Origin of the sequence: Tahibacter soli (assembly GCF_025717065.2) — a bacterium.
GTDB classification, from domain to species: Bacteria; Pseudomonadota; Gammaproteobacteria; order Xanthomonadales; family Rhodanobacteraceae; genus Tahibacter; species Tahibacter soli.
The window spans coordinates 115818-142743 of the sequence record NZ_JAOVZO020000020.1; the positions used below are offsets into that span (position 1 = coordinate 115818).

General features: G+C 67.9%; 21 protein-coding genes and 1 pseudogene. 11 read left to right on the plus strand and 11 right to left on the minus strand.

The annotated features are described in order from the left end of the window. The first annotated feature begins 220 nt into the window (after positions 1-220). Complete coding sequence (locus OD750_RS21480) at positions 221-1372, plus strand: IS30 family transposase (RefSeq protein ID WP_263540908.1); 1152 nt, start codon at positions 221-223, stop codon at positions 1370-1372. A gap of 58 nt (positions 1373-1430) precedes the next feature. On the opposite strand, the gene OD750_RS21485 is transcribed toward OD750_RS21480, so the two are convergent. Continuing rightward, entirely contained in the window at positions 1431-3845 is a 2415-nt protein-coding gene (locus tag OD750_RS21485) for a response regulator (protein ID WP_263544147.1), read from the minus strand. A 194-nt stretch (positions 3846-4039) separates the two neighbouring features. On the opposite strand from OD750_RS21485, the gene xseA reads away from it, so the two are divergent. The 8 genes from xseA (at position 4040) to OD750_RS21525 (ending at position 13669) form a co-directional block, all read left to right on the plus strand. Beyond that, positions 4040-5386, plus strand: coding sequence for an exodeoxyribonuclease VII large subunit (gene xseA / locus OD750_RS21490; RefSeq protein ID WP_263544148.1), 1347 nt, complete (start codon positions 4040-4042; stop codon positions 5384-5386). Positions 5387-5477: 91 nt separating this feature from the next. Then, positions 5478-7118, plus strand: a complete 1641-nt coding sequence (locus OD750_RS21495; RefSeq protein ID WP_263544149.1) for an acetolactate synthase large subunit — start codon at positions 5478-5480, stop codon at positions 7116-7118. Positions 7119-7123: 5 nt separating this feature from the next. Then, the gene (locus OD750_RS21500) at positions 7124-7666 is read left to right on the plus strand and encodes a hypothetical protein (protein WP_263544150.1); all 543 of its coding nucleotides are present in this window, start codon (positions 7124-7126) and stop codon (positions 7664-7666) included. A gap of 27 nt (positions 7667-7693) precedes the next feature. After that, a complete protein-coding gene (locus OD750_RS21505; RefSeq protein WP_263544151.1) occupies positions 7694-9130 on the plus strand; it encodes an aldehyde dehydrogenase family protein in 1437 nt (478 codons plus the stop codon). Positions 9131-9186: 56 nt separating this feature from the next. Next, a complete protein-coding gene (locus OD750_RS21510; RefSeq protein ID WP_263544152.1) occupies positions 9187-10464 on the plus strand; it encodes a family 8 glycosyl hydrolase in 1278 nt (425 codons plus the stop codon). A gap of 76 nt (positions 10465-10540) precedes the next feature. Further along, positions 10541-11176 (plus strand): hypothetical protein, encoded by a 636-nt coding sequence (locus tag OD750_RS21515; protein ID WP_263544153.1) that lies wholly within the window; start codon positions 10541-10543, stop codon positions 11174-11176. Continuing rightward, entirely contained in the window at positions 11176-11949 is a 774-nt protein-coding gene (locus OD750_RS21520) for a DUF3667 domain-containing protein (protein ID WP_263544154.1), read from the plus strand. The genes OD750_RS21515 and OD750_RS21520 overlap by 1 nt, the downstream gene beginning before the upstream one ends. Before the next feature lie 22 nt (positions 11950-11971). Continuing rightward, on the plus strand, positions 11972-13669 hold the full coding sequence (locus OD750_RS21525) for a TPM domain-containing protein (RefSeq protein WP_263544155.1): 1698 nt from the start codon (positions 11972-11974) through the stop codon (positions 13667-13669). 58 nt (positions 13670-13727) lie between these two features. On the opposite strand, the gene OD750_RS21530 is transcribed toward OD750_RS21525, so the two are convergent. From OD750_RS21530 to OD750_RS21575, 10 genes are all read right to left on the minus strand, one after another. Continuing rightward, entirely contained in the window at positions 13728-14387 is a 660-nt protein-coding gene (locus OD750_RS21530) for a hypothetical protein (RefSeq protein ID WP_263544156.1), read from the minus strand. A gap of 151 nt (positions 14388-14538) precedes the next feature. Next, positions 14539-15789, minus strand: coding sequence for a glutamate-5-semialdehyde dehydrogenase (locus OD750_RS21535; protein WP_263544157.1), 1251 nt, complete (start codon positions 15787-15789; stop codon positions 14539-14541). Then, positions 15786-16946 (minus strand): glutamate 5-kinase, encoded by a 1161-nt coding sequence (gene proB / locus OD750_RS21540; RefSeq protein WP_263544158.1) that lies wholly within the window; start codon positions 16944-16946, stop codon positions 15786-15788. The genes OD750_RS21535 and proB overlap by 4 nt, the downstream gene beginning before the upstream one ends. After that, positions 16943-18259, minus strand: a complete 1317-nt coding sequence (gene argH / locus OD750_RS21545) for an argininosuccinate lyase (protein WP_263544159.1) — start codon at positions 18257-18259, stop codon at positions 16943-16945. The genes proB and argH overlap by 4 nt, the downstream gene beginning before the upstream one ends. Further along, positions 18256-19203, minus strand: a complete 948-nt coding sequence (gene argC / locus OD750_RS21550; RefSeq protein WP_263544160.1) for an N-acetyl-gamma-glutamyl-phosphate reductase — start codon at positions 19201-19203, stop codon at positions 18256-18258. Before argC ends, argH begins: the two co-directional genes overlap by 4 nt. An 11-nt stretch (positions 19204-19214) precedes the next feature. After that, a complete protein-coding gene (locus tag OD750_RS21555; protein ID WP_263544161.1) occupies positions 19215-20531 on the minus strand; it encodes an acetylglutamate kinase in 1317 nt (438 codons plus the stop codon). Continuing rightward, entirely contained in the window at positions 20518-21618 is a 1101-nt protein-coding gene (locus OD750_RS21560) for an acetylornithine deacetylase (RefSeq protein ID WP_263544162.1), read from the minus strand. Before OD750_RS21560 ends, OD750_RS21555 begins: the two co-directional genes overlap by 14 nt. Next, the gene (locus OD750_RS21565; protein WP_263544163.1) at positions 21615-22805 is read right to left on the minus strand and encodes an argininosuccinate synthase; all 1191 of its coding nucleotides are present in this window, start codon (positions 22803-22805) and stop codon (positions 21615-21617) included. Before OD750_RS21565 ends, OD750_RS21560 begins: the two co-directional genes overlap by 4 nt. Positions 22806-22833: 28 nt before the next feature. Next, the gene (locus OD750_RS21570) at positions 22834-23832 is read right to left on the minus strand and encodes an N-acetylornithine carbamoyltransferase (RefSeq protein WP_263544164.1); all 999 of its coding nucleotides are present in this window, start codon (positions 23830-23832) and stop codon (positions 22834-22836) included. A 420-nt stretch (positions 23833-24252) separates the two neighbouring features. Beyond that, positions 24253-24792 carry a glycine zipper 2TM domain-containing protein gene (locus OD750_RS21575; protein WP_263544165.1) on the minus strand — a complete coding sequence of 180 codons (540 nt, stop codon included), beginning with the start codon at positions 24790-24792 and terminating at the stop codon, positions 24253-24255. A gap of 246 nt (positions 24793-25038) precedes the next feature. Between OD750_RS21575 and cysS the strand changes: the two genes are divergently transcribed. Together cysS and OD750_RS21585 are read left to right on the plus strand one after the other, a co-directional pair. Beyond that, a complete protein-coding gene (gene cysS, locus OD750_RS21580; protein WP_263544166.1) occupies positions 25039-26421 on the plus strand; it encodes a cysteine--tRNA ligase in 1383 nt (460 codons plus the stop codon). Beyond that, positions 26418-26840 (plus strand): annotated as a pseudogene (locus OD750_RS21585) (SufE family protein); the annotation flags it as partial. The gene cysS and the pseudogene OD750_RS21585, both read left to right, overlap by 4 nt. Between the last annotated feature and the right edge of the window lie 86 nt (positions 26841-26926).

The window sequence follows — 26926 nt, forward strand, 5'->3', positions numbered from 1 at the left end:
GATGCCCGCAAACCGCGGCCGTCGGGGTGTCCTTGGAGAGTGCAGAGAGGGATTGGACAAGCAATCCCTCTCTGCTCGCTCGCGGCAGCGAGCGAAACGCTTTGTTTAAAGCCGGGCGGAAACTACAAAGCGGCAATCAAAAGCGCAATCAAAAGCTGGATCCCGGTGGTCTCAACCGGTCGATGCAACATAGGCATGTTGTTTCGATCGGAGAGAAGGCATGGAGAGGTCGCGGTCACGCACCTTGAGTCAAGCGGAGCGACAGGAGGTTTGGCGCCGATTTCGCGCCGGTGAGTCGTTGCGGCAGATTGCCCGAGGACTGTCGCGCAACGCCTCGTCGGTGACGGATCTGGTCAAAGCACGCGGTGGCGTGGCGCCGATGGCGTCGCGCCGCTCGGCCCGTACGCTGACATTGCATGATCGCGAACACATTTCGCGAGGGCTTGTTGCCGGTGACTCATTCCGACAGATCGCGTGCGAGTTGGGCCGGCCAACGAGCACGATCAGTCGCGAAGTGGGTCGTCACGGCGGACGCCAGGGTTATCGCGCGGTGCTGGCCGACGAGCGAGCGTGGCAGCGGGCTCGTCGTCCGAAGGTGTGCCGTCTGGCGCGCTCACATCGACTACGGCATCAGGTTGCCTCAAAGCTGCGACAGGATTGGTCGCCGAACCAGATTGCCCAATGGCTTAAGCTTGAGCATCCGCATGAGCCGGAGCAGCGTGTGTCGCACGAGACGATCTACCGATCCTTGTTCATTCAGGCGCGGGGCGCGCTGAAAAAGGAGTTGATGACGCATCTGCGATCACAGCGACAACTGCGCCGCTCACGCAACGCCGAGCGTGTGCCGCAAGGTCGAGGACAGATTCCCGATGCGGTTTCGATCAGCGAGCGTCCCGCACAGATCGAAGATCGGGCAGTACCAGGACACTGGGAAGGCGATTTGATCTGCGGGGCGAACAACAGCTATGTCGGTACCCTGGTGGAGCGCCACTCTCGTTTTGTGATGCTGGTCAAGCTGGCCGGCAAGGACACGCAGACCGTGGTGCGTGCCCTTGCTCGTCGCATGAAGCGCTTGCCGGCAACCCTCAGAGGTTCGCTGACTTGGGACCGTGGTGCGGAAATGACCGCCCATGCCCGCTTCACTCTCGCCACCGACATGGCGGTATACTTTTGCGATCCCCGCAGTCCGTGGCAACGCGGATCCAACGAAAACACCAATGGGCTATTGCGCCAATACTTGCCGCGCAAGGCCGATTTATCGCTCTTTACACAGACTCAACTCGACGCGATTTCGCGACGACTGAACCAACGTCCACGAGAGACGCTGGCATTCAGAACGCCTGCTTTTAAACTCGCACAGGCGTTGCAATGACCGGTTGAGACCACCCCCAGCCTGCGCTGGGATGACGAGCGAAAAACAACAACCCAAGTCACAACACCGCATGCGCAAAATCAAACCCGAACCCCGGCAACCAATCGCACAACGCCGCCCCATGCGCGTAATGCACGCCATGCTTGAGCACGTCGGCGATATCCTGCATCTGCGTCACACCCCCCGCCACGACGATCTTGCCGAGCGAACGCACGGTCGCCAGCCGCGCAGCGACACTCGTCCACCCCGCCCCGCCCGTCGGCGTGTCGAAGCGCACGAGTCCGAACGCGGCGTGCTGCAGCCAGCGCTGCGCGCCGTCGGAGTCGTCGTCGACCGTGAGGCATAGCCGCGCGCCGACGCGCTGCACGGCTTCGATCGCCGCGTCGCTCGGCAGGTGTTCGATCAGGTCGCGCGCCGAGATGTCGAGCGCGACGACGCTCGCCGACAGCTCGTTCGCGCGCAGTTCGGTCGCGAGCCACGGCGCGAATGCGCCGTCCATGATCGAGTCGACGCTGATCGGCACGAACACGCGCAGGTCGGCCTTGTTCGCCTCGTGCGCGTCGCGCAGCGCGAGACGGATCACGCGGCGGTCGGCCAGCGTCGCGATGCCCTGCTCGCGCGCGAGCGGCAGGTACTCGTCGGGGCCGATGAGGATTTCCTGCGAGCTGCGCGGCGGCTTCAGGCGCATGCGCGCGACGTATTGATCCGACAGATTGCCGGATAGCGGCACGAGCGGCTGGTAGTCGACGACGCTGGTGGTCTTGTCGATCGCGCCGCGCAGCACTGCGCGCACGAGACGCACACGCGGATCTTCGCTCGCGGCATTCGGGTCGCGCAGATCGAACGCGCACGCGTTGCCGCCCGCCGCCTGCACGCCGACGCCCTGCGCTCGCGCGCGCCGGATCAGCGCCTCGGCCTTCGCCGCCGGCCCGACGATGCGCTGCGCCGCCAGCGTGAAGCCGAGCTTGAGCGGATCGTCGCCCGACAGCCAGGTGCGCGCGGCGAGCCGCTCGCGCGCCTCTTCCAGCGCCTCGCGCAACGCGAGTTCGTCGGCACGCTGCGCGAGCGCGAGAAAACCGTAGTCGCCGTACGCGCACAGCGGTCGCGCGAACGGCAGCTCGGCCGCCAGCGCCGCGGCGATCTGCTGCGACAGCGTGCCCGCCGCGACGAAACCGACGCGGTCGCGCAGCGCGTCGACGCCGTCGACCGCGACGTAGACGATCGCCGCGCACGCTTCGGGCGCGGCATCGGCGACGTGTTCGAGTTCCTGCAGGAACGTTTCGCGAGACGCGAGGATGCCGCGCCGCTCGCCGCGTGCGGCGCCGGCGTTCGCGCCGAGCGTGCGCGCACGGCGCACGCGGCTCTCGACGGTCATCAGGAGATGCCGCGGCTTGACCGGCTTGGTCAGAAAATCGTCGCCGCCCATCGAGATCGCGTCGAAGCGGCGGTCGAGATCCTGCTCGCCGGACAGAAACACGACCGGCAGGAACGAAAAACCCGGCTCGGCGCGAATCGCCTGCGCCACTTCGATGCCGTTGCCGTCCGGCAGGTAGAAATCGAGCAGCACGAGATCGGGATGAAAGCTCTGCAGCATCGGCACGACGTCGGTCGCGGTCGCGCATACCGCGGTCGTGATGCCGCGGTGGTGCAGGATCGATTCGCAGAACTTCGCCTGGCTCGGATCGTCCTCGACGACGAGCACGCGATAGCCCAGATGCCGGCGCTGTTCCAGCACCTCGTCGATGCGCGCGAGAATCGCCACCGGATCGCGCACGGACACGACGGCGTCGGCGCCGGCGCGCTGCGCGAACAGCACGCGCGCCGGATCGGCCGCTTCCGACAGCACGAGGCACAGCGGCGGATCGCGCTGCGCCTGCCGCGCGCGCGCCGCGCTCTGCGACAGTTCGTGCAGCTTCGGCACGAACGCGTCGTCGACGAGCAGCACGTCGGGCAGATTTTCGGCGAATGCGGCGAGCAGCGCGTCGGCATCGTCGAACGGCCGTACGAGAAAACGCTGCGCCCCCAGATACGGCGCGAGCGCTTCGATCTCGCGGCCCGGCGCGCGCAGATAGTGCACGAGGCCGCGCACGTTCTTCGCGACGGCCTTTTTCGGCGCGCGCGGCGCTTCTTCGGCGACCGGCGCGCCGCCGAGGCGCTCGACCATCCCCGCCAGCGCCTGGCGCTGCGTCGGGCTCGGGATGACGCCCGATTCCACGAATGAACAAAGGAACACGGTCAGCTCGAGCGCGGTTTCGGCGACGTCGCCCATGCCGAGCGAATCGGCTTCGCCGGTCAACCGTTCGAGTTCTTCGTGCAGGAGCGAGGCGCGCGCGCCGTCCCACGATCCGGAAAGCCCTTCGCGCCATTGCGCGACGAAGGCATCGAGTTTCTGACGCAACGCGCGGTCGCCGGACGGCCCGCGCTGCCGTTCGGGCGCGCTCACGGCGCCTTCCGGCGTATCGGTCTCTAGCATGTCGGTGTCACTCGTCGGCCCGCGGCGCCCTGAACCCCGCGCGGCGAACCGAACTATAACTCAACCGTACCGTTCAGTATTCGGCGTCGCGTTTCTTTACGAATCGCCGGACCCAGCCGTGCGCGACGGCCGCCGTTCACCGTACTCGGCTACACTGCCGGCCCGACCGGCGAGCCGGTCCGAAAGCGATAGCGATGTCCGACCTACCGGCCAATCCGTCCGTCGAACGCGAGATATTCTCGCCTTCGCAGCTCGTGCGGCAGACGCGCGACCTCATCGAAGGCGCGTTTCCGCTGATCTGGATCGAAGGCGAAATTTCCAATTTTTCGCGCCCCGCTTCGGGGCACCTGTACTTCAGCCTGAAGGACGCCGGCGCGCAGGTGCGCTGCGCGATGTTCAAGCCGAAAAGCACCTGGCTGCGCTTCAAGCCCGTCGACGGCATGCACGTGCTCGTGCGGGCGCGCGTGAGCCTGTACGAGGCGCGCGGCGAGTTTCAGATCCTCGTCGACCACATGGAGGAAGCCGGCGAAGGCGCGCTCAAGCGCGAGTTCGAGCGGCTCAAGGCGCAGCTCGCCGCCGAAGGGCTGTTCGACCCGGCGTCCAAGCGCGCGCTGCCGCGCCTGCCGCGACGCATCGGCGTCGTCACGTCGGCGTCCGGCGCCGCGATTCGCGACGTGCTGGCCGTGCTCGGCCGCCGTTTTCCGCTGGCCGCCGTCGACGTGATTCCGGTGCCGGTGCAGGGCAAGGAAGCGCCGCCGGCGATCGTCGCGGCGCTGGCCGCCGCGTCGCGCGCCGCCGTGCACGACGTGCTGCTCGTCACGCGCGGCGGCGGCTCGATCGAAGACCTGTGGGCGTTCAACGACGAAGCGGTCGCGCGCGCGATCCGCGCGAGCGCGGTGCCGGTGGTTTCGGCGATCGGGCACGAGGTCGACTTCACGATCGCCGATTTCGTCGCCGACCTGCGCGCGGCGACGCCGTCGGCCGCGGCCGAACTGCTCGTACCCGACGCGAACGACCTTGCACGCGACCTGCGCCATCGCCTGACGCGGCTCGAACTCCTGATGCGCCGCGGGCTGCAGGCGCGCGCGCAGCGGCTCGACCGCGCCTATGCGCGCCTCGACGCACACCGGCCGCAGGCGCGGCTGGCGCTCGGCGCGAGCCGCCTGGCGACCCTGCACCAGCGCCTGCGCCACGCCGCCGCCGAACGCCATCACCGCGCCGAACGCCGCGTCGGCGACCTCGCCGCACGGCTCGAACGGCGCCACCCGGCGCGGCAGATCGAACGCGCGCGGCAACTCATCGACGAACGCCACGCGCGCCTGCGGCGCGCGCTGACCGACCGGCTCGGCCGCCAGCGCGCGCTCGTCGCGGAACTCGGCCGCACGCTGCACGCGGTCAGCCCGCTCGCGACGCTGTCGCGCGGCTACGCGATCCTGTTCGACGAGAATGGACGCGTGCTGCGCGCGAGCGGCGACGCGGCGAGCGGCGCGAGCCTGCGCGCGAAACTGCACGACGGAGAGCTGCGCCTGCGCGTGGACTAAATGGTCTGTAACAGGCCACCAGCCCCGAATGTCGCATTGAAACTCGCACCGCGCGCTCCCAGAATCGACGAACCTCGACACGGAGAAGCGCATGAAAGCCTCGGATCTGTTCGTCAAGGCACTCGAAGCGGAAGGCGTGCAATACGTCTTCGGCATTCCCGGCGAGGAAAACCTCGACCTGCTCGAATCGCTTCGCAATTCGTCGATCCGCCTCGTGCTGACGCGTCACGAACAGGCCGCCGGCTTCATGGCCGCGACGTACGGTCGCCTCACCGGCCGCGCCGGCGTCGCGCTGTCGACGCTCGGTCCCGGCGCGACGAACTTCGTCACGTCGGCCGCCTACGCGCAGCTCGGCGGCATGCCGATGCTGATGCTGACCGGGCAGAAGCCGGTCAAGGCGTCCAAACAGGGACATTTCCAGATTGTCGACGTCGTCGACATGATGAAGCCGCTGACCAAGTACACGCGCCAGATCGTCTCGGCCGACAACATCCCGGCGCGCGTGCGCGAGGCGTTCCGCCGCGCCGAGGAAGAGCGCCCGGGCGCCACGCACCTGGAACTGCCCGAGGACATCGCGCGCGACGACACCGACGCGATCGTGATTCCGGCGAGCTATCACCGCCGTCCGATCGCCGACGACAAGGCCGTGCAGCGCGCCGCCGAGGCGATCGTCAGCGCCAAGCGTCCGCTGCTGATGGTCGGCGCCGGCGCGAATCGCAAGACGTGCGCGAAGATGCTGCGCGAGTTCGTCGACCAGACCGGCATTCCGTTCTTCACGACGCAGATGGGCAAGGGCGTCATCGACGAATGCCATCCGCTGTGGCTCGGCAACGCGGCGCTCTCGGACGGCGACTTCGTGCACCGCGCGATCGGCGAAGCCGACTGCATCATCAACTGCGGCCACGACGTGATCGAAAAGCCGCCGTTCTTCATGCGCCGCGGCGTGCGCACGGTCATCCACGTGAACTTTTCCGGCGCCGAGGTCGACACCGTCTACTTCCCGCAGATCGAAGTGATCGGCGACATCGCCAATTCGATCTGGCAGCTGAAGCAGACCGTGTCGGCGCAGAGCCACTGGGATTTTTCGTGGTTCGACAAGGTGCGCGGTCATCTCCTGGCGCATCTGGCGGTCGGCGCCGACGACGAGCGCTTTCCGATCCACCCGGTGCGCCTCGTCGCCGAGGTGCGCGAGGCGATGCCCGCCGACGGCATGCTGTGCCTCGACAACGGCATGTACAAACTGTGGTTCGCGCGCTACTACCGGTCGCGCGAGCCCAATACGATCCTGCTCGACAACGCGCTCGCGACGATGGGCGCGGGCCTGCCGTCGGCGATCGCCGCGAAGATCGTGCATCCGCAGCGCAAGGTCGTCGCGGTCGCCGGCGACGGCGGCTTCATGATGAATTCGCAGGAGATCGAAACCGCCGTGCGCCTGGGCCTCGACCTCGTCGTGCTGCTGCTGCGCGACGACGCCTACGGCATGATCAAGTGGAAACAGGCACATATGGAATTTCCGAACTTCGGCATGGACATGGGCAATCCCGATTTCGTCGAGTACGCGAAGAGCTACGGCGCGCACGGCCATCGCCCGGCGTCGTGCGCCGAGTTCGCCCGGCTGTTCCGCCATGCGCTCGACACGCCGGGCGTGCACCTGATCGACGTGCCGATCGACTATTCCGACAACGACCGCGTGCTCAACCGCGAGATTCGCGAACTCTCCGCCGCGTTGTAGAGACCATGAAAACGTATCGAGACCAGCTCGCACGCCTGCGTAAAGATCTTTTCGACAAACAAGATGGAAAGAAAACTGGATTACTGAGAGATTCGCACGTCGAAGCTTTTTTGCTACTCGCCGACGAGTTCGAGTCACTGCTCCGAGAGTTTGATGAAAAAGATGTTCGGCTCAAACAGTTGCGACTCGAAGCGGCCTCAAACAGCAACCCTAACCACGATTGCATGACGGGTGCAACCAAGTGGATAGACGGACCTTATTCCTCGATCCGAGCACCTTTCTACTCGTTTAGTAAGGAAGCCGCACACACTCTCGAAGTGCATCGGCATCGACCGAAAACGTCATCGGAAGACAAATCGAGAGCCGAGAGTCAAGGCGGCGCACGCTACGAACTCGGCATTGAAGTTGATTCACTGGGCAAATTCATCGACAGAACATCAAAAGGTATAGATTGGCATCGATGCTATTCAAACATTCGCGACCTGCAACTGTCGTTGAACCTCTACATTTCATTGGATGGCCTTGAGCGAGAACTGCGACGCTTCTAGCAAATAATTCGCGATGGAGAGACTCAAATGACATTGCGGCAAACATACCCCTACTACCTCGCCAACCGCCCCGTCGCCGCGAACACCGCGCTCGAGGTCACCGACAAGTACACCGGCAAGGTCGCCACGCGCGTAGCGCTCGCCGATGCGAAGGCGATCGACGCCGCGATCGCCGCGGCCGTCGAGGCACAGGAACCGCTGCGCCGCTTCGCGCCGTACCAGCGCCAGGCCGTGCTCGAACACTGCGTCGCGCGGTTTCGCGAACGCTACGACGAGCTCGCGCTCGCGCTGTGCATCGAAGCCGGCAAGCCGATCAAGGACGCGCGCGGCGAAGTCACGCGCCTGATCGACACGTTCAAGGTCGCCGCCGAAGAAGCCGTACGCATCGACGGCGAAGTGGTGAACCTCGAAATCTCCGCGCGCGCGAAAGGCTATCGCGGCTTCACCAAGCGCGTGCCGATCGGCCCGTGTTCGTTCATTTCGCCGTTCAACTTTCCGCTGAACCTCGCCGCGCACAAGGTTGCCCCGGCGATCGCCGCCGGCTGTCCGTTCGTGCTGAAACCGGCCAGCCGCACGCCGATCGGCGCGCTGATCATCGGCGAAGTGCTGGCCGAAACCGATCTGCCGGTCGGCGCGTTCTCGATCCTGCCCGCGCATCGCGACGGCGCCGATCTTTTCACCGTCGACGAGCGCTTCAAACTGCTCTCGTTCACCGGTTCGCCGGGCGTCGGCTGGGATCTGAAAGCCAAAGCCGGCAAGAAGAAGGTGGTACTCGAACTCGGCGGCAACGCCGCGTGCATCGTCGACGCCGATCAGCGCGACCGCCTCGACTACGTCGTCGAACGCCTCGTTTTCGGTGCATTCTACCAATCGGGACAAAGCTGCATCAGCGTGCAGCGCATCCTCGTGCACGAAGATCTCTACGCCGAACTGCGCGAGCGCTTCGTCGCGAAGGTGTCGTCGCTCGTCGCCGGCGATCCGCGCGACGAGAAGACGTTCATCGGCCCGATGATCGACGAGAAGGAAGCCTCGCGCCTCGACGGCTGGATCCAGGAAGCGGTCAGGTCGGGCGCCAAGCTCCTGTGCGGCGGCAGGCGCACCGGCGCGATGCTCGAAGCCACCGTGCTCGAAAACGTCGATGCAACCCAGAACGTATCGTGCCAGGAGGCGTTCGGTCCGGTCGCGCTGCTGCAGCCGTACCGCGATTTCGACGAGGCGGTGCGCGCCGTCAACGACTCGACGTTCGGACTGCAGGCCGGCGTGTTCACCTACGACGTGCGCAAGGCGATGCGCGCGTGGGACGAACTCGAGGTCGGCGGCGTCGTCGTCGGCGACGTGCCGAGCTTCCGCGTCGACAACATGCCTTACGGCGGCGTCAAGGATTCTGGTCTCGGCCGCGAAGGCATCCGCTACGCGCTCGAGGACATGACCGAGATTCGCCTGCTCGTGATGCGCGACCCGTGACACGGAACGCATGCCGCATGCGCGGCATGCTCGGCCCCGCATCGTCGGAGGCCGCAATGTCCACCTTTGTCCGCTCTCTCGCCGCCGTCGCCGCGCTCGTCGCGACGGCGGCGTCGGCGCAGAACCATCCGTTCCCGCAGCACGTGCGCTACGCGGCCGGCAGCATCGTGCCGAACCATCGCACGCAGTCGCAGCGCGACCAGGACGTGCGCGACGCGTACGGCCGCTGGAAGACGGCGTACCTGCGCACGGCCGGCACGGTCGGCGGCAATACGCTGTGGCGCGTCGTGTGCGACACCGACGGCAACGACAACACCGTCTCGGAAGGCCAGGGCTACGGCATGGTCGTCGTCGCGCTGATGGCCGGACACGACGCCGACGCGCGCACGATCTTCGACGGTCTCGCGCGCTACTACGACGCGCACCGCAGCGCCGGCGACGGCCGTCTGATGAGCTGGAACGTCAACGCGGCAGGTCAGTCGCAGGACGGCAACTCGAGCGCGTTCGACGGCGACAACGACATCGCGCTGGGCTTTCTCATCGCCGCGAGCCAGTGGAGCGGCGGCGCGATCGACTACCGCGCCAAGGCGCTCGACGTGATCGCGGGACAAGCCGCCTCGGTCATGGGGCAGACGACGGCACTGCCGCTGCTCGGCGACTGGGTCGTGCCGGGCGGCGCGCAGTACAACCAGTACACGCCGCGCACGTCCGACTTCATGCCGGCGCACTTCTTGAACTTTTCAGCCGCGAGCGGCGCCGCGATCTGGAAGCTCGCGATCGCGGCGACGACGCAGGCGACCGAACACCTGCAGACGACGTACGCGACGACCACCGGCCTCGTGCCCGACTTCACGTTGCGCGAATCGGCGGGGTCGCCGAACGTCAAACCCGCGCCCGCGGGTTTTCTCGAAGGCCCGCACGACGGCCACTACAACTACAACGCGGGGCGCGTGCCATGGCGCCTGGGCACCTACGCGCTGCTGCACGCCGACGCGGCGACCGCGCGACAGGTGCGGCGCATGTCGCAGTGGCTGCAGGGCAGCACGGGCGGCGTCGCAACGAACATCCGGCCCGGCTACCTGCTCGACGGCACGCCGATCGCGACCGACTACTTCACGAGCTTCTTCGCCGCGCCGTTCGGCGTCGCGGCGATGGTGACGCCGTCGCAGCAGACGTGGCTCAACGCGGTCTACGACAGCGTGCGCACGCGCCAGGAAGGTTACTACGAAGACAGCGTCGCGCTGCTGTCGCTGATGGTCATGAGCGGCACGTACTGGGATCCGGTCGCGATCGACCGCATCTTCGCCGATCCGGTGGAGACGATCGCGCCGTAGAGACGTTCCGGAGGAAATCCCGCGCTTCTGCGTAGTAGCGCTCCGACGACGGCATGGGCCGTCGCAGGAGCCTTCCATGCAAACCGCATTTCGCCGCCTCGCCGCGGCCCTGTTCGCCCTCGCCGCCGTGCCGGCCCTCGCCGCGCCGGTGTTTTCCGACGACTTCTCGCGCAAGACCAGCGGCTGGCCGAATATGCAGGCCACGCGCGATTCCGACCTCGGCTTCGCCGTCTACACCGACACCGGCCGCTACCAGCTCACGCCGGTGCACGACCACACGTTCGGCTTCATCGCGGCGCCGAAGCAGTCCGCCGGCGGCAACGTGCGCATCGAGACCGACCTGTTCCTGTACGCCGGCATCGGCCGGGGCGCCGCCGGCGTCGCGTGCCGCTATCGCGACGCGAAGAACTTCTACGCGTTTCTCGCGCGCGGCGACGCGGGCGTCGTCATCGCCAAGGTGAAGGACGGCGAAGCGACCGTGCTCGCGCAGGGGCGCGTGCCGACCGTCATGCCCGGCGCGGTCGACACGCGCCTGACGGCCGAATGCAGCGGCGACGCGCTGCGACTGACCGCGAAAGGCGGCGGCTCGATCGGCGCGCGCGACGCCGAGTTCGCCGGCGGCGCGAGCGGCCTCGTCGTGATCGGCGAAAAGCTCGCCGGCACGAGCGGCATGTTCGACGACTTCGTGCTGACCGACCTCGGCGCGCACTGATGAACGCGCCGGCCGCGATCGACGCGGCGCACTACGACGCGCCGGTCTGCCGCAACTGCGGCGCCGCGCTCGCGACGCCGTTCTGCGGCGCGTGCGGCCAGGAGCGCGCGCGCCGGCTCGGCGTGCGCGCGGCCGGGCGCGAGGCGTGGAACGCGTGGCGGCTGTTCGAGCTCAAGCTCGTCAAGGCCGCGGCGAACCTCGTGCTGCGGCCCGGTACCGTCGCGAGAGACTACGTGCTCGGCAAGCGCACCGCGCATCCGCATCCGGCCAAGCTGCTCGCGTTCGCGATCGGCGTGCTGCTCGTCGTGCTCGCGCGCGCGAATTATCTCGACGCGTCGAACGCGTCGGTCGGCCGCGCGATGGCGCTCGTGCGCGGCTGGTCGAACCTGTCGTTCTCGCTCGGCATCGTCGCGGTGCTCGCCGCGTCGTTCGCGGCATTCGGCCGGCGCGGCTACAACGCGACAGAACACCTCGTGCTCGCGGCGTACTGCCAGACCGTCGTGATCGCCGCGAGCGTGCTGACGAAGCTGCCGATGCTCGCGTATCGCGCGCCGGCGTTCCTCGCCGCGCACAAGGCGTGGTCGGCGTGGGCGCTCGACGTCGTCGGCTGTCTCGTCGTGGCGATCGCGTTCAAGCAGTTCTTTCTCGTCGATCTGCGGCGCGACGGCTGGCGCCTCGCGCTCGCCGTCGCCGTCTTCCTCGCCTGCAAGTGGACGCTCGTGCGCGCCTATGCGCGCGTGCTGGCCGAACTCGTCGCCGCGCGCGCGGCGTGACGCCATCCATCAAGGAAATCTTGTGAACACTTCCCTTTTGACCAAGTTGCTTCCGCTCGCCGCCTGCGCCGCCCTCGTCGCATGCGGGACGCCGTCCGACGGCGCGGTGCCGGTCGCGGCGGCGAACGAGCCCGCGCGCGTCGCGACGGCGCAAGCGGCGCCCGCGAGCGTCGTCGACGAAATCGCGGCGAACCTGCAGGCGTGCTCGTACGACGGCGCGCCGGTGAAGGTGCCGGCACGCGGCGGCGGCACGCCGCCGGCCGACTGCCGCGACATGGTCGCGCGCATCATGCAGTTCACCGGACTGCCGCAGAACTTCGACGTGATCGAAGCGAAGGTGCCGAACGCCGCGGCGCTCGTCGTGCTCGACGAGGCGAAGCTGCCGCGCCGCGTCATCGCGTTCAACGACGACTTCATCGCCGTCGTGCGCCGCGCGACGGGCGGCAACGCGTGGGCGCCGGTCAGCATCATGGCGCACGAAATCGGCCATCACCTGTCGGGCCACACGATCATGCCGGGCGGCAGCCAGCCGCCGACGGAACTCGAAGCGGACAAGTTCTCGGGCTTCGTGCTGCACAAGATGGGCGCCTCGCTCGCCGACGCGCAGCAGGCGATGACATCGCTCGTCGCCGACGGCCCCGACGGCGCGACGCATCCGGGCCGCGGCAAGCGCCTCGCCGCGATCGCGGAAGGCTGGACGCAGGCGTGCCGGCAAGCCGGACGCACCGATTGCACGCAAGGCGACGCCGTCGCACAGACGTCGCCGCCACCGATGTCGCCGGTCGCAACGCCCGCACCGTCGTTGCCGGCAACCACGCCCGCGACGCCGCTGACCGCGGCGACGCCGGCGGCCGGTCCCGACGTCGTACCGGCGCCCGGTTCGACGCCGTCGAAGTTCGGCCAGTTCGTCTACGACGAGTTCGGCTATTTCGACCGCGCCGAACGCGCGCGCGTCGAACAGACGATGTTCGCGTTCGCGCAGGAGCCGGGCATCGAGGTCGTCACGCTACTCGTGCGCGACCTGCACGGCCTGTCCGCGCAGGACTACGCGCACGCGATGATGCGGCAGCTGCGCGTCGGCAAGCTCGACGTCGGCAACGGCGCGGTCGTCGTGATCGCGCCGGTGCAACGCGCCGCCGCGATCGCGCTCGGCCCGGGGCTCATGCTCGAAAACGCGTACCTCGTCGAGAATCAGGTCAAGAGTCTGCAGCGCTCGATCGAATACGGCTGGAGCGTCTGCGAGAAGAAGCGCGCCTGCGCCGGCTGGACCGAAAATTTTCTCGGCGTGGCGACGAGCATCGCCGGCAGCGGCAAGCACTGGGAATGGCGTATCCGCTACCAGAATCTGGCCGACATGATCGCCGTCAACGCGCGCGAGTTCGACGAACGCCAGGCGTCCGGCGCGTCGTACGATCCGAACAGGAGCGCGACCTGGCGCAAGCTCGTGCGCTTTTCCGGCAGCGTCGCGAATCTCGCGCCGGACAAGAACGACAAACGCCATTTCGTGAACGAGAAACACGCCGAGCGCGTCGGCCCCGCGCTGCTCGTGCGCGAAGAAGGCGGCGGCGACGCGATGCTGTACCTCGATCCGCGCACGAGCGCCCTGATGCCGGCCGGGCCGCTCGTCGAAGGCCGCCGCTATTCGTTCGTCGCGCGCGAAAGCAATCTCCACGGCGCGCCGCCGCAGCTCGATCTCCTGAGCTACGACGCGTTGCCGTAAAGCGCCCGCCGGGCCGGCCCCCTCGCCGGCCCGGCGGATTCCCCGCCACGTACGACTCTCAGCGGGCGGTCGTCGCGACGAGCTTCGTCTGCGCCTCGAGGTATTCGCCTTCCGACCATTGCACCATCGCGTTGAACGCGTCGGCGTGTTTCCAAACGCTCGCGGAATCGGCAATGGCGAGTTCGCGGCGCTGCGACACGCGCGGCGCGTTCGTCCACTGCGACCGGCACGAGCGGTTCGAGCCCGGTTCGATCAGCGACAGCATGCGGCCGCTCGGACGGAAGCGGTAGTTGTTCGCGAGCGTCGGATCGCAACCGCCGACGAGCACGTAGTTGACGTCGAGGCGGCCGAGCAAGGCCGAGGCGAGCACCGCGGTGCTCGTCGCGTCGCCGGCGGCGACGATCGTGATATCGGCCGAGTCCACGCCGCTCGCGATCAGTTCGCGCGCGGCGGCGGCAACGTCTTCGGCGCGGCCGACGACATCGGCCTTGGCCGACGCGGCGCGGTCGATCGTGAAACCGCGCGCGGCGTAGCCGGTGCCGATTTCGGCGGCGGTCGCGTCGCTGTCGGCGAGCACGATCGCATGGCGGTTGAGCGTGGCGGAGTGGCCGAGACTCGGCAGCGAGAACGCCAGCGCGGTGACGCCGGCAACGATGAGGCGCGTCCGCAGATCGAGCTGCCGACGCGGGAAAGACAAGGCGTTCGGATTGGACGACATGACATTGACTCCAGGGGGGCGGACCGGCGCCCGCAGGTTGCGCGTGCGTCGGTGCTCTCTTGGATGTGCCGGCGCCTGCAACGGTTGCGTGCGAGGCGCGAAATATTCACCCAACTGATGGCATAGACGGCGGGCCGGTCGGCGGCGATCGCTACGTCTTGTGGCGCACGTGCCCGTCGCCGCGCACGACGTAGCGTTCGATCGTCAGCGACTCGGCGCCCATCGGGCCGTAGGCGTGCAGCCGTGTCGTCGAGATGCCGATCTCGGCGCCGAGACCGAGTTCGCCGCCGTCGCTGAAGCGCGACGATGCGTTGACCATGACGACCGCCGAACGCAGCGCGCGCACGAAGCGCGCGGCGCTCGCGTCGTCGCGCGTCGCGATCACTTCGGTGTGGTCCGAGCCGTAGCGCCGGATGTGCGCGATCGCATCGTCGAGATCGTCGACGATGCGCACCGCGAGCACGAGATCGAGAAACTCGGCCGCGTAGTCGTCGTCGGTCGCGACAGCGAGACCTTCGACGAGCGAGCGGCTGCGCTCGCACGCGCGGATCTCGACGCCACGTGCGCGCAATGCGTCGACCGCGCGCGGCAGGAAATCGCCCGCTGCGTCAGCATGCACGAGCAGTGTTTCCAGCGCGTTGCAGACGGCCGGGCGCGTCGTCTTGCCGTCGACGACGAGCGCGACGGCCTGCGCGACGTCGGCCGAGGCGTCGACGAACAGATGGCACACGCCTTTGTAGTGCTTGATCACCGGCACGCGCGCGTGCTCGGCGACGAAACGGATCAGGCCTTCGCCGCCGCGCGGGATCGCCAGATCGACAATGTCCACGAGTTGCAAAAGCTCGATCATCGCCTCGCGACGCAGGTCGTCGGGCACGGTGACGGCCGCGGCGGGCACGCCCTGCGCGACGAGCGCGCTGCGCAGCGCGTCGGCGATCGCGCGGTTCGAATGCACCGCTTCGGAACCGCCGCGCAGGATCACGCCGTTGCCGGCCTTCAGGCACAGCGCGGCGGCGTCGGCGGTGACGTTCGGCCGCGCTTCGTAGATCATCGCGACGACGCCGAGCGGCACGCGCACGCGTTCGATCGACAATCCGTCGGCGCGCGTGTCGCGGCGCGTAACCTGCCCGACCGGATCGGGCAATCCGGCGACGTGCCGCACGCCGGCGACCATCGCCGCGACGCGCGACGCGTCGAGGCGCAACCGGTCGAGCATTGCCGGCGCGGTTCCCTTCGCGGTCGCGGCATCGACGTCGCGCGCGTTCGCCGCGAGTATCGCCGCGGCGTCGCGTTCGAGCGCGTCGGCCATCGCGTGCAGGAGCGCGGCGCGCGCGGACGTATCGAGTTCGGCGAGCGTCTGCGCCGCGTCGCGGCAGGCGAGCGCGAGTTCCTTCATCGTCATGCGGCGGTTCCTTGCGGCGCGAGACAGACGAGATCGTCGCGATGCACGACGGTTTCGCCGTAGCTGTAGCCGAGCGCCGCTTCGATCTCGTGCGACTTGCGGCCGGCGATGCGGCGCACTTCGCTCGCCGCGTACTGGCTGATGCCGCGCGCGACGCGCGTCCACGTCTCGTCGCGCAACGTTTCTATTTCCACCATGTCGCCGCGCGCGAAATCGCCGTCGATGCCGACGATGCCGCCGGGCAGCAGCGAGGCGCCGCCGCCGGCCAGCGCGCGCGCGCAACCCGCGTCGACGCGGATGCGCCCGCCCGCGGACGGCGCGTGCCTGAGCCAGTACTTGCGCGCGTGCAGGCGCGTGCCTTCGGCGCGAAAGCGCGTGCCGCGCAGGCGGTCGGCGGCGAGCAGGCGCAGGCCGTCGGCGTCGGTGCCGTTGAACAGCACCGTTTCGACGCCCGCGGCCGCGGCCTTCGTCGCCGCCTCGAGTTTCGTGTGCATGCCGCCGGTGCCGACGCCGCTGCCCGCGCCGCCGGCCATCGCGAGGATCGCCGGCGTGATCGCCGCGACGTCGTCGATCGGCGCGGCGTCGGCGTGCGTGCGCGGATTCGCCGAATACAGGCCGTCGATGTCGCTCGCGATCAGCAGCAAATCGGCATCGACGAGCGCCGCGACGATCGCCGCGAGATTGTCGTTGTCGCCGAGCTTCAACTCGTCGACCGCGACCGTGTCGTTCTCGTTGACCACGGGCAGCGCGCCGAGCGCGAGCAGTTCGCGCAGCGTCGCGCGCGCGTTGAGATAGCGGCGGCGGTTGCGCAGGTCGTCGTGCGTCAGGAGCACCTGCGCGACCGGCCGGTCGAAGAAGCGCTGCCACAGCGCGACGACCGTTGTCTGGCCCAGCGCCGCGAGGGCTTGGCGCGCGGCGAGACCGTGCGCCGCTTCCGGCTGCGCGCGCACGAGCGCGCGTCCGGCCGCGACCGCGCCGGACGAGACGAGCACGATCTCGCGTCCCGCGCGATGGCTCGCCGCGATGAATTCGGCGAGGCCGAGCGCGTAGCGCGTCGACAGCCCGCCGCCGTTCGCCGCGAGCAGGCTGCTGCCGACCTTGAGCACCGCGCGACGCCAGCGCGGCAGGGCCTGCTCGGCGTGGCGCGGCACGTTCATGCGTCGCGTCCGAGCGCGGCTTTGTTCAATCCCGTCCAGCGTGCTTCGAGTTCGGCCAGGCGCAGATCGGCCGCGCCGCCGGGCGATACGCGCGCGGCGAGGCTCGCTTCGGGCGTGCGCCCCTGCCCCGCGTCGGCCGCGGTTTCGGCCGCGGCGCGGTACGCGTCGCGGAACGGCACGCCGGCGGCGGCCTGCTCGATCGCGACGTCGGTCGCGTACATCGACGATTCGATCGCGCCGCGCATCGCGTCGGCGTTCCACTTGAGGCTTGCGAGCAGGCCGGGCAGCAGTTCGAGTGCCGACAGGCCGATGCCGAAGCCGTGCACGATCGAACCCTTGCTGAACTGCAGGTCGCGCTGATAGCCCGAAGGCAGCGAAAGCAACTGTTCCACTTCGCACCGCGCGGCGGCGACCGCGGCATAGCTCGCGCGCATGAGTTCCACCACGTCGGGATTGCGCTTGTTCGGCATGATCGACGAACCGGTGGTATACGCCGCCGGCAGGCTCACGAAGCCGTATTCGGCGGTCGTGAACAGGCTCAGGTCCCACGCGAGGCGGCGCAGGTCGAGCACCGCGCCGGCCAGCGCCTCGAGCGCGGCGAGCTCGAACTTGCCGCGCGACAGCTGCGCGTAGATCGGCGAGATCTGCAGACGGGCGAAGCCGAGCCGCTGCGTCGTGTAGTCGCGGTCGAGCGGCAGGTTCACGCCGTAGCCGGCCGCGGTGCCGAGCGGATTGGCGTCGATCAGCGCGAGCGTGTCCTGCGCGCGGCGCGTATCGTCGATGAAGCTTTCGGCGAAGCCGGCGAACCACATCGCGGTCGACGACACCACAGCGCGCTGCAGATGCGTATAGCCCGGCATCGGCAGCGCGTCGGCGTGGGCGCGATCGAGGCAGACGCGCGCGCTCGCGCGGCACGCGTCGATCAGCGCTTCGAGCTGTGCCTTGAGCCACAGCCGCGACGCCACGAGCACCTGATCGTTGCGGCTGCGGCCGGTGTGCACCTTGCGGCCGGCGTCGCCGAGCCGTTCGGTCAGGCGCGCTTCGATCGCCGAGTGACCGTCTTCGAAACGCTCGTCGAGCACGAACGCGCCGGATTTGAAATCGGCGGCGAGCGCGTCGAGTTCGCGCGAAAGATTCGCGCTTTCGGCGTCGCTGACGAGACCGATGCGCGCGAGCCCTTCGACGTGCGCGCGGCTCGCGACGATGTCGTGCAGGAACAGTTCGCGGTCGAGCACGACGTCGCTGCCGGCGAGAAACCGCATGATGCGCGGATCGATCTCGACGCCCTTCTTTTGCCACAACAGGTCGCTCATGCGCCGGCTCCGGTCGGTATCGCCGTCGTCTCGGCGAAGCCGAGCGCGAGGTTGAGGTTCTGCATCGCCTGCGTCGCGGCGCCCTTGAGCAGGTTGTCGATCGTCGCGACGACGACGACGCGCTTGCCGCCCGGCGCTAGCGCGAAGCCGCCGATCTCGACGTGATGGCGGTTCGCGATGCGGCTGACCCACGGCGCCTCGTCGACGATCGCGACGAGCGGTTCGTTCGCGTAGCGCTCGCGATAGCGCGCCTTGATCGCGTCGGGCGTCGTCGCGTCGCGCAGCCACAGGTTTGCCGTCAGCGTGATGCCGCGAAAGTGCGGCGCGACGTGCGGCATGAATTCGACGGGCACGCCGAGTTGCTCGCTCACCTCGCGTTCGTGCACGTGGCCGACGAGCGAATACGGCATGAGGTTGTCGCGCAGCTTTTCCGGATCGTTGCGGTCGGACGGCGTCGTGCCGGCGCCCGAATAGCCCGACACGCCGAAGCACGACGGCGGCGCGGCGAGCGCATCGACGAGCGGCGCGATCGCCAGCTGCATCGCGGTCGCGTAGCAGCCCGGGTTCGCGATGCGCTTTTCTCCGGCGTACTTGCCGCGCGTCAGTTCCGGCAGGCCGTAGTACCACGTCTTGTCGAAGCGGTAGTCGGCCGACAGATCGACGACGACGGTCTGCGGCGCGATCGCCTCGACGTACGGCGCGGCCTTGCCGTTCGGCAGCGCGAGCACGATGGCGTCGACGGTCTGCGCGCCGGTCGCGGCCGGGTCGAGATTGACGTAGCGCAACTCGCCCGCGTAGCCGTTCACGTGATCGGCGACGCGCTGGCCGTCGAGTTCGCGCGACGACACGAACGCGAGATCGAGGCCCGGGTGCGCGGCGATCAGGCGGATCAGTTCCGCGCCGGTATGGCCGCGCGCGCCGATGATGCCTATGGTCTTCTTCATCGGGCGATCCTTTAGTCGATCAGCGTCGGCGGACGCGTGCGGCAGTGCTCGACGCAGCGCTCGATGTCGCCGAACGCATAGATGCCGTACCAGAACACTTTCCACTTTTCCTGCTTGTAGCAGCCGTCGCTTTCCGCGTAGTAGAACGGATTGACGAGGTTGCCGTGGCGCGAACGCCAGAACAGGCGCGGGTTCTCGTCGCGCATCACCTGCCACACGGCGCGGCCGAGGCCTTCGCCCTGCGCGTCGTCGAGCACGGCGAACTTGTCGAGATACGTCGTGCCGTCGACGTCGACGAGAATCACCGCGGCGCGGTAGTTTTCGCTGACGTAGACGCACTGCGGCGTCGTGCGGTCGAAATAGTCGGCGACCATGCGGCGGCCGAAGCTCGATTCGATCAGCCCGCGCAGACGCTCGCGATCGAGCTGGTCCCACGACGTGTACCGGACCACTTTTTCGCCGCGCCGCACGAGCGTGCCCGAGCCCTTGTGCGTGAAGAGCTCCTTGGCCAGCTCCGACGGCCGCGTGATCGACACCGACGACGTCAGCGGCAGCTGGTCGAGCAGATCCTTGATCTGTTCGACCTTCAGGCGCATGCCCGAGTGCAGCCACGGCTGCGCCATCAGGTGATCGTATTCGGTCGACAGGTTGATCGAGTCGATGACTTTTCCTTCGCCGTCGAGCAGACCGCCGGTGCCGGTGAGAAACACGATCTTGTACGGCTGCAGCACCTGCACGAGCTCGTTCGCGGCGAAGTCGGCGTTGACGTTGAGGATCTGGCCGTGATCGGTCTCGCCGAGGCTCGCGATCACCGGAATCGACCCGGCGTTGAGGCTCGCTTCGATCGGCGCGAGGTTGACGCTGCGCACTTCGCCGACGAGGCCGTAGCGTTCGCGGTCCATGAACTCGGCCTCGAACACGCCGCCGACGATCGACGTCGCACGCGCGTCGATCGCCTGCAGCGACTCGACCAGCTTGAGATTTTCCGCCTGCATCACGCGCCGCACGATCGCGAGCGCCTGCGGCGACGTCACGCGCAGGCCGTCGAGCGTCTGCTTTTCGATGCCGGCCGCGGCGAGCTGTTCGTCGAGCTGCGGGCCGGCGCCGTGCACGACGATCGGCGTCAGGCCCACCTGCTGCAGGAACGCGAGCGACGAGGTCAGCGCCACGAGATCGTCGCGCAGCACGGCACCGCCGACCTTGACCACGGCGAAGCGCTTCGCGTCGAGCTGCGAGAAGCGTTTGAGGTACTGCGAGATTTCCTTCGCGCTGGCCATGCTCGACAACAGCCGAACGATGGTCTGGCGAACGTCTTTATGCGCTTCCATGGTCGATGATCCGGATGTAGCTTTCGGTAATTTGCTGCAATTGTTCGAGCGAGACCCATTCGTCGGCGGTGTGCGCCTGCGCGATGTCGCCCGAACCGCAGACGAACGTCGTCAGGCCCGCGGCGGAGAACAGCGACGCTTCGGTCCAGAAGTCGACCGCGTTGCCGATGACGAGGCCGAATTCGTCGGCGATGTCGCGCGCGGCGAGCCGGCGCGTTTCGGCGAGCGCGGTGTCGCCCGACGGCAGCGACGGACCGGCGAACGTTTCTTCGTACTCGGCGAGGCCGAACGGCGCCGCGGCACGGAACGCCGCGTGCAGGTCGTCCGGCGCCATGCTCGGCAGCGGCCGGAAGCCGAAGCGCACCTCGCACGACGGCGCGATGACGTTGGCCTTGATGCCGCCTTCGATCTTGCCGATGTTGAAGCGCAGGCCGGTGAGGCCGCCGAAGCGGTGGTGCGCGAGCGACGCGACGTAGTCGAGCGCCTTCTCGCCCCACCCCATCGCCTGGTGGATCGCGCTGTCCTGCGCGACGTTGCCGCCCGAGGCGTGGCCGGCCCGGCCGGCGAAGCGCATGCGCACCGAACTGATGCCGCGATGCGCGAGCACGGCTTCGCCGAGCGTCGGCTCGGCGACGATCACGACGTCGTAGGTGCGCGGCTGCGCGAGAAACGCCGCGATGCAGCGTGCGTCGTTGGCTTCCTCGTCGGTCGTGAACAGGAACGCGCAGTCGCCCTTCGCGTGCGCGGCCGCGGTGACCATCGCGGCCGCCGCGCCCTTGATGTCGCACGCGCCGAGCGCGATCGCGCGATCGTCGGTCACGAGGAGATCGAACGGATCGCGACTCCACGTCGGCGACGCCGGCACGGTATCCAGGTGCACGTTGAACAGCACCTTCGGATGGCCGCGCACCGAAAACAGGCTGACCGCGCCGGCGCCGTGGTCGACGAGCGTATGCGTGAAGCCGGGCAGCGCGGGCTTGAGATAGTCGAACATGCCGCCGGTACCGATGTTGCGCGGCGGATTGCGCGTGTCGTGGCGTACCAGTTCGCGCAGGTGCGTCAGGGTTTCGGTCAATAGTGGACTCATCGGTTGATCTGCGCCCACAGCGTGGAACTCATGCCGTACAGGCGGATGAAGCCCTCGGCTTCGGCGACGCCCCAGTCGGCCGACTGCGCGTACGTCGCACCCTTGGCGTTCAGGATGTGCTTCGACGCGATCTCGACGGCATGCACCGAACCGCCGTGCGTTTCGAGCACGACGTCGCCGTTGACGCACGCCTGGCTCGACGCGAGGAACGCTTCGAGGTCGGTCTTGAGCGGATCGTGGTAGAAGCCCTCGTACACGAGCTCGACCCAGCGCCGCGCGACTTCCGGCTTGAAGCGGTTCTGCTGGCGCGTCAGCACGGCTTCTTCGAGCGCGCGGTGCGCGGCGAGCAGCGACACGAGGCCCGGCGCCTCGAAGATGATGCGGCCCTTCAGACCGATCGTCGTATCGCCGGTGTACAGGCCGCGCCCGACGCCGTAAGGCGCGAACGCGGCATTGAGCCTGGCGAGGATGGCGTGACCCGCCATGCGCTCACCGTCGAGCGCCACCGCCTCGCCTTGCTCGAAACTCACGCGAACCCTGAGCGGCGACGCCGGCCACTGCGCGCGCGGCGCGCACCAGCCGCGCGCGCCTTCGCCGGGCGCCTGCCAGCGGTCGATTTCGCCGCCGGACATGGTGAGGCCCAGGAGGTTTTCGTTGATCGTATAGTTTTTCTGCTTGGCGCGAACCTCGAAGCCGAGGTCTTCGAGATACTTCTGCTCGTATGCGCGCACCTCGGTGTGCTCGCGCTGGATCTCGCGGATCGGCGCGACGATCGTGTAGTCGCCGAGCGCCTTCACGGCGAGGTCAAAACGCACCTGGTCGTTGCCCATGCCGGTACAGCCGTGCGCGATGTGGCGCGTGCCGATTTCGTTGCAGCGCGCGATCGCGGCGTCGACGATGAGGTAGCGGTCGGACACGAGCAGCGGATACTGGCCCTGGTAGCCCTCGCCCGCCCACACGAACGGCTTGACGAAGCCGTTCCAGATCGCCGGACCGCCGTCGACGGTGACATGGCTCGCGGCGCCGAGTTCGGCCGCGCGCGCCTCGATGTACGCGCGCTCGTCGGCGTCGACGCCGCCGGTGTCGGCGAAGACGGTGTGCACGGCGTAGCCGCGCTCCTTGAGCCACGGAATGCAGAAGCTCGTGTCGAGGCCGCCGGAAAAAGCAAGAACGATATCTTTGGACATGGGAATACTCTTCTCGGAATCTTGCGGATCAGACGAGCGCGGCCATGATGGCCTTCTGCACGTGGATGCGGTTCTCGGCTTCTTCGATCGCGATGCACGCCGGCGAATCCATCACCGCGTCGGTCGCCTTGACGTTGCGGCGCAGCGGCAGGCAGTGGCTGAACACGCCGTTGTCGGTCAGCGCCATCTTCGCCTCGTCGACGATGAAGTGCTTGTGCGCGTCGCGGATCGGCTTTTCCTGGTCCCAGCGGCCGAAATACGGCAGCGCGCCCCAGCTTTTCGCATAGACGATCTGCGCGTCGCGATACGACGATTCGATGTCGTGGCTGACGGTGAGCGAACCGCCGTTCTCGGCGACGTTGCGCTTGGCCGCGTCCATGTAGCGCTGGTCGAGCACGTAGTCGGGCGTCGGGCACAGGAGCGTCACGTCCATGCCGTAGCGCGTGGCGATCAGCAGGCCCGAGTTCGCCACGGCGGTGTTGAGCGCTTTCGGATGGTAGGTCCACGTCAGCACGTACTTGCGGCCCTTGAGTTCTCCGAAGCGCTCCTTGAGCGCCATCACGTGCGCGAGTTCCTGGCACGGATGCGTGATCGTTTCCATGTTGATGACCGGCACGGTCGAATACTTCGCGAACGCGTGGATCACGCGGTCTTCGCGGTCGACGGCCCAATCCTGGAATTTGGGAAAAGCGCGCACGGCGATGAGATCGACGTAGCGCGACAGCACGCGCGCGACTTCGGCGACGTGTTCCTCGGTGTCGCCGTCCATCACCGTGCCGACGTCGAATTCGATCGGCCAGGCATCCTTGCCGGGCTGCAGCACCACGGCGTGGCCGCCGAGCTGGTGCGCGCCGAGTTCGAAGCTCGTGCGCGTGCGCATCGACGGATTGAAGAACAGGAGCGCGATCGATTTGCCCGCCATCTGCCGGCCGATCTTGGATTGCTTGAACTGGGCGGCCTGTTCGAGCACGGCGTCGAGATCGGCGCGGCTCCAGTCCTGCGTGGTCAGAAAATGGCGAAGGGTCATCATGGCCTCGGTATGCGTGGAAGGGACTTCGCGTACCGGGCGGCAAGAAACGAAAAACCCGGCGCGAAGGCCGGGTTTTCGTCGAATCACGTTAAAGCTGTGCGACAGTCTACCCGGCGGGATTGTGCGGGAACGGTCGACGCGCGCGCGACGTCATGCCGGCGGCCATGCGGGCGCTGGTCAGGATGTCGGCGTCGGTGTAGCTCGGATTCATGCGTCGATCGAAGGTCGGGACTGCGTTTGGACGGCCGGATGATGCACGGTTGTTTTGCGCGGTGCAACAGCATGAGAAAGTTTGACGGCCGCAGGTCGGCGAACTTTCTCAGCTCTCAGGCGGCCGGAGGCCGTCCCTTCTTGATTGATACCAAACATGAAAGGCGGCCATAAGGCCGCCTTTCGGGGCAAATCTTTGGTCGAACCTTACTCGGCGGGGGTGACGCTCACCCGCACCCGAATGCGCTCGCCCGGATCGTAGTTCAGGCGCGACATGTAGGTTTCGCCGCGATAGCGGTATTCGACGTCGTAGCCGCTGACGCGGCGTTCTTCGTAGCCGCCGTCGACCTCGCGGCAGCGGCGCTCGTTCGTCGTGTAGTGCTCGTCGTCGCGGCGCGCCTGGTTGTTGCCGATCGCGCCGCCGACGACCGCGCCGGCGATCGTCGCGGCCTTGCGGCCGTCGCCCTTGCCGACCTGGTTGCCGAGCGCGCCGCCGATGATCGCGCCGAGCACGGTCGCGCCGGTGTTGTTGCCGCGGCGGTCGTCATGGTGCGTCACGGTTTCGTCGTAGCATTCGCGCTCGGGGCGCGCGACGCGTTCGTAGGAATAGATCGGGTCGACGCGCAGCACGTCGGCCCAGGCGAAGTGCACGCTTTCCTCGGACGGCGCTCGCCGATCGTCCTGGGCGAAAGCGGCATTGGAAAACGCAAGAACCAGGGCGGCGATGAGGTACAACGTGCGCGACATCATGAATCTCCGGGGTCCGGTGGGCCGGTCGTTTGCCGTTCGTATCGCCCGCGCGACCACGGGACGTACGCTTTCCACCTGTGATTTGATGAGAATTTAACCATGAACTGGCTGAATCGCCCATAAGGCGAATCGACCCCGGGCGCGTCGCGAGCCGGCTTTCGGCAGATCGTCGCGACGGCGCCCTCGCGCGGAATCGATCGCACCCGCGCTGCTACACTTCACGACCCGGCAAGGCAGGCCCGCATGAATCTACGTCTGTACAACACGCTGACTCGCAACGTTCAGGAGTTCCACCCGCAGGATCCGGAACGGGTCACGATGTACGTCTGCGGACCGACGGTCTACAACTACATTCATATCGGCAACGCGCGTCCGGCCGTCGTGTTCGGCCTGCTCGCGCGCCTGTTGCGCCGGCGGTATCCGCGCGTCGTGTTCGCGCGCAACATCACCGACGTCGACGACAAGATCAACGACGCCGCCGCCAAGGCCGGCGTGCCGATCTCGACGATCACCGACCGCTACGCGCAGGCCTATCGCGAAGACACCGGCCGGCTCGGCGTCGATCCGCCGGACGTCGAGCCGCATGCGACCGCGCACATCGCCGACATCGTCGCGATGTGCGAGCGCCTGATCGCGAACGGCCATGCCTACGCCGCCGAGGGACACGTGCTGTTCGACGTCGCGAGCTATCCGGACTACGGCCATCTGTCGGGCCGTTCGGTCGAGGACATGATCGCCGGCGCGCGCGTGGAAGTGGCGCCGTACAAGAAGAATCCCGCCGACTTCGTGCTGTGGAAGCCGTCGACGCCGGAGCTTCCGGGGTGGGACAGCCCGTGGGGCCGCGGCCGTCCGGGCTGGCACATCGAATGCTCAGCGATGAGCGAGGCGCACCTGGGCGAAACGATCGACATCCACGCCGGCGGCGTCGACCTGCAGTTTCCGCATCACGAGAACGAAGTCGCGCAGAGCACCTGCGCGCACGGCGGCAAGGTGTTCGCGCGGTTCTGGCTGCATAACGGCCTGCTGACGCTCGACGGCCGCAAGATGGCCAAGTCGACCGGCAACACGCTCGTGCTGCATGAACTCCTCGACCAGTATCCGGCCGAACTGCTGCGCTTCGTGCTGCTCAAGGCGCACTACCGGCAGCCGCTCGACTGGTCCGACGGCGCGCTCGCGCAGGCGCGCGCGACGCTCGACGGGTGGTACGGCGTACTGCGCGACCTCGCCGGCGTCGACGCCGCGGTTTCCGATACGGCGATCCCGGCCGACTTCGAAACCGCGCTGCACGACGATCTCAACACGCCCGAGGCGTTCGCGGTGCTGGCGCAGCTCGCCGACGCCGCGCGGCGCGCGATCGGCACGCCCGATGCGGCCGCGGCGAAGGCCGCGCTCGTGTCGTCGGCCAATCTGCTCGGATTTCTCGCGGCCGATCCCGACGCGTGGTTCCAGCAGGGCACCGGCGGCAGCGGCGTCGATTCCGAACGCGTCGAGGCGCTGATCGCCGAACGCAACGCCGCGCGCAAGGCGCGCGACTTCGCCCGCGGCGACGCGATCCGCAAGGAACTCGCGGACATGGGCGTGACGATCGAAGACGGCGCCGACGGCACGCGCTGGAGACTGTCGTGAACGCGTCGAGCGAATACGGTTCGGCGCAAGCCGCGCAGGATGCGATCGTCGACGAATTCGGATTCTTCGGAGACTGGACCGAGCGCTACCAGTACCTGATCGATCTCGGCCGCAAGCTGCCGGCGTTTCCGGAAGCCTGGAAAACCGACGCGCACAAGGTGCTCGGCTGCCAGTCGCAGGTGTGGCTGGTGCCGTCGGGCGATGCGAACCGGCTCGAATTCGCCGCGACGAGCGATTCGTCGATCGTCACGGGCCTGATCGCGCTGCTCCTGCGCGTGTACTCGGGCCGATCGGCCGAAGAGATTCTCGAAACGCAGCCGCGCTTCATCGAAGCGCTCGGGCTGCAGCGGCACCTGTCGGCGACGCGCGCGAACGGCCTCGCCGCCATGCTGGCGACGATCAAGCAGCATGCGCAGGCGGTGCGCGGGGGTAGCGCCTTTCCTCGCCGTCATCCCAGCGAAAGCTGGGATGACGAGCAAAGAAATGCGCGCGAAGCAAAAACAAA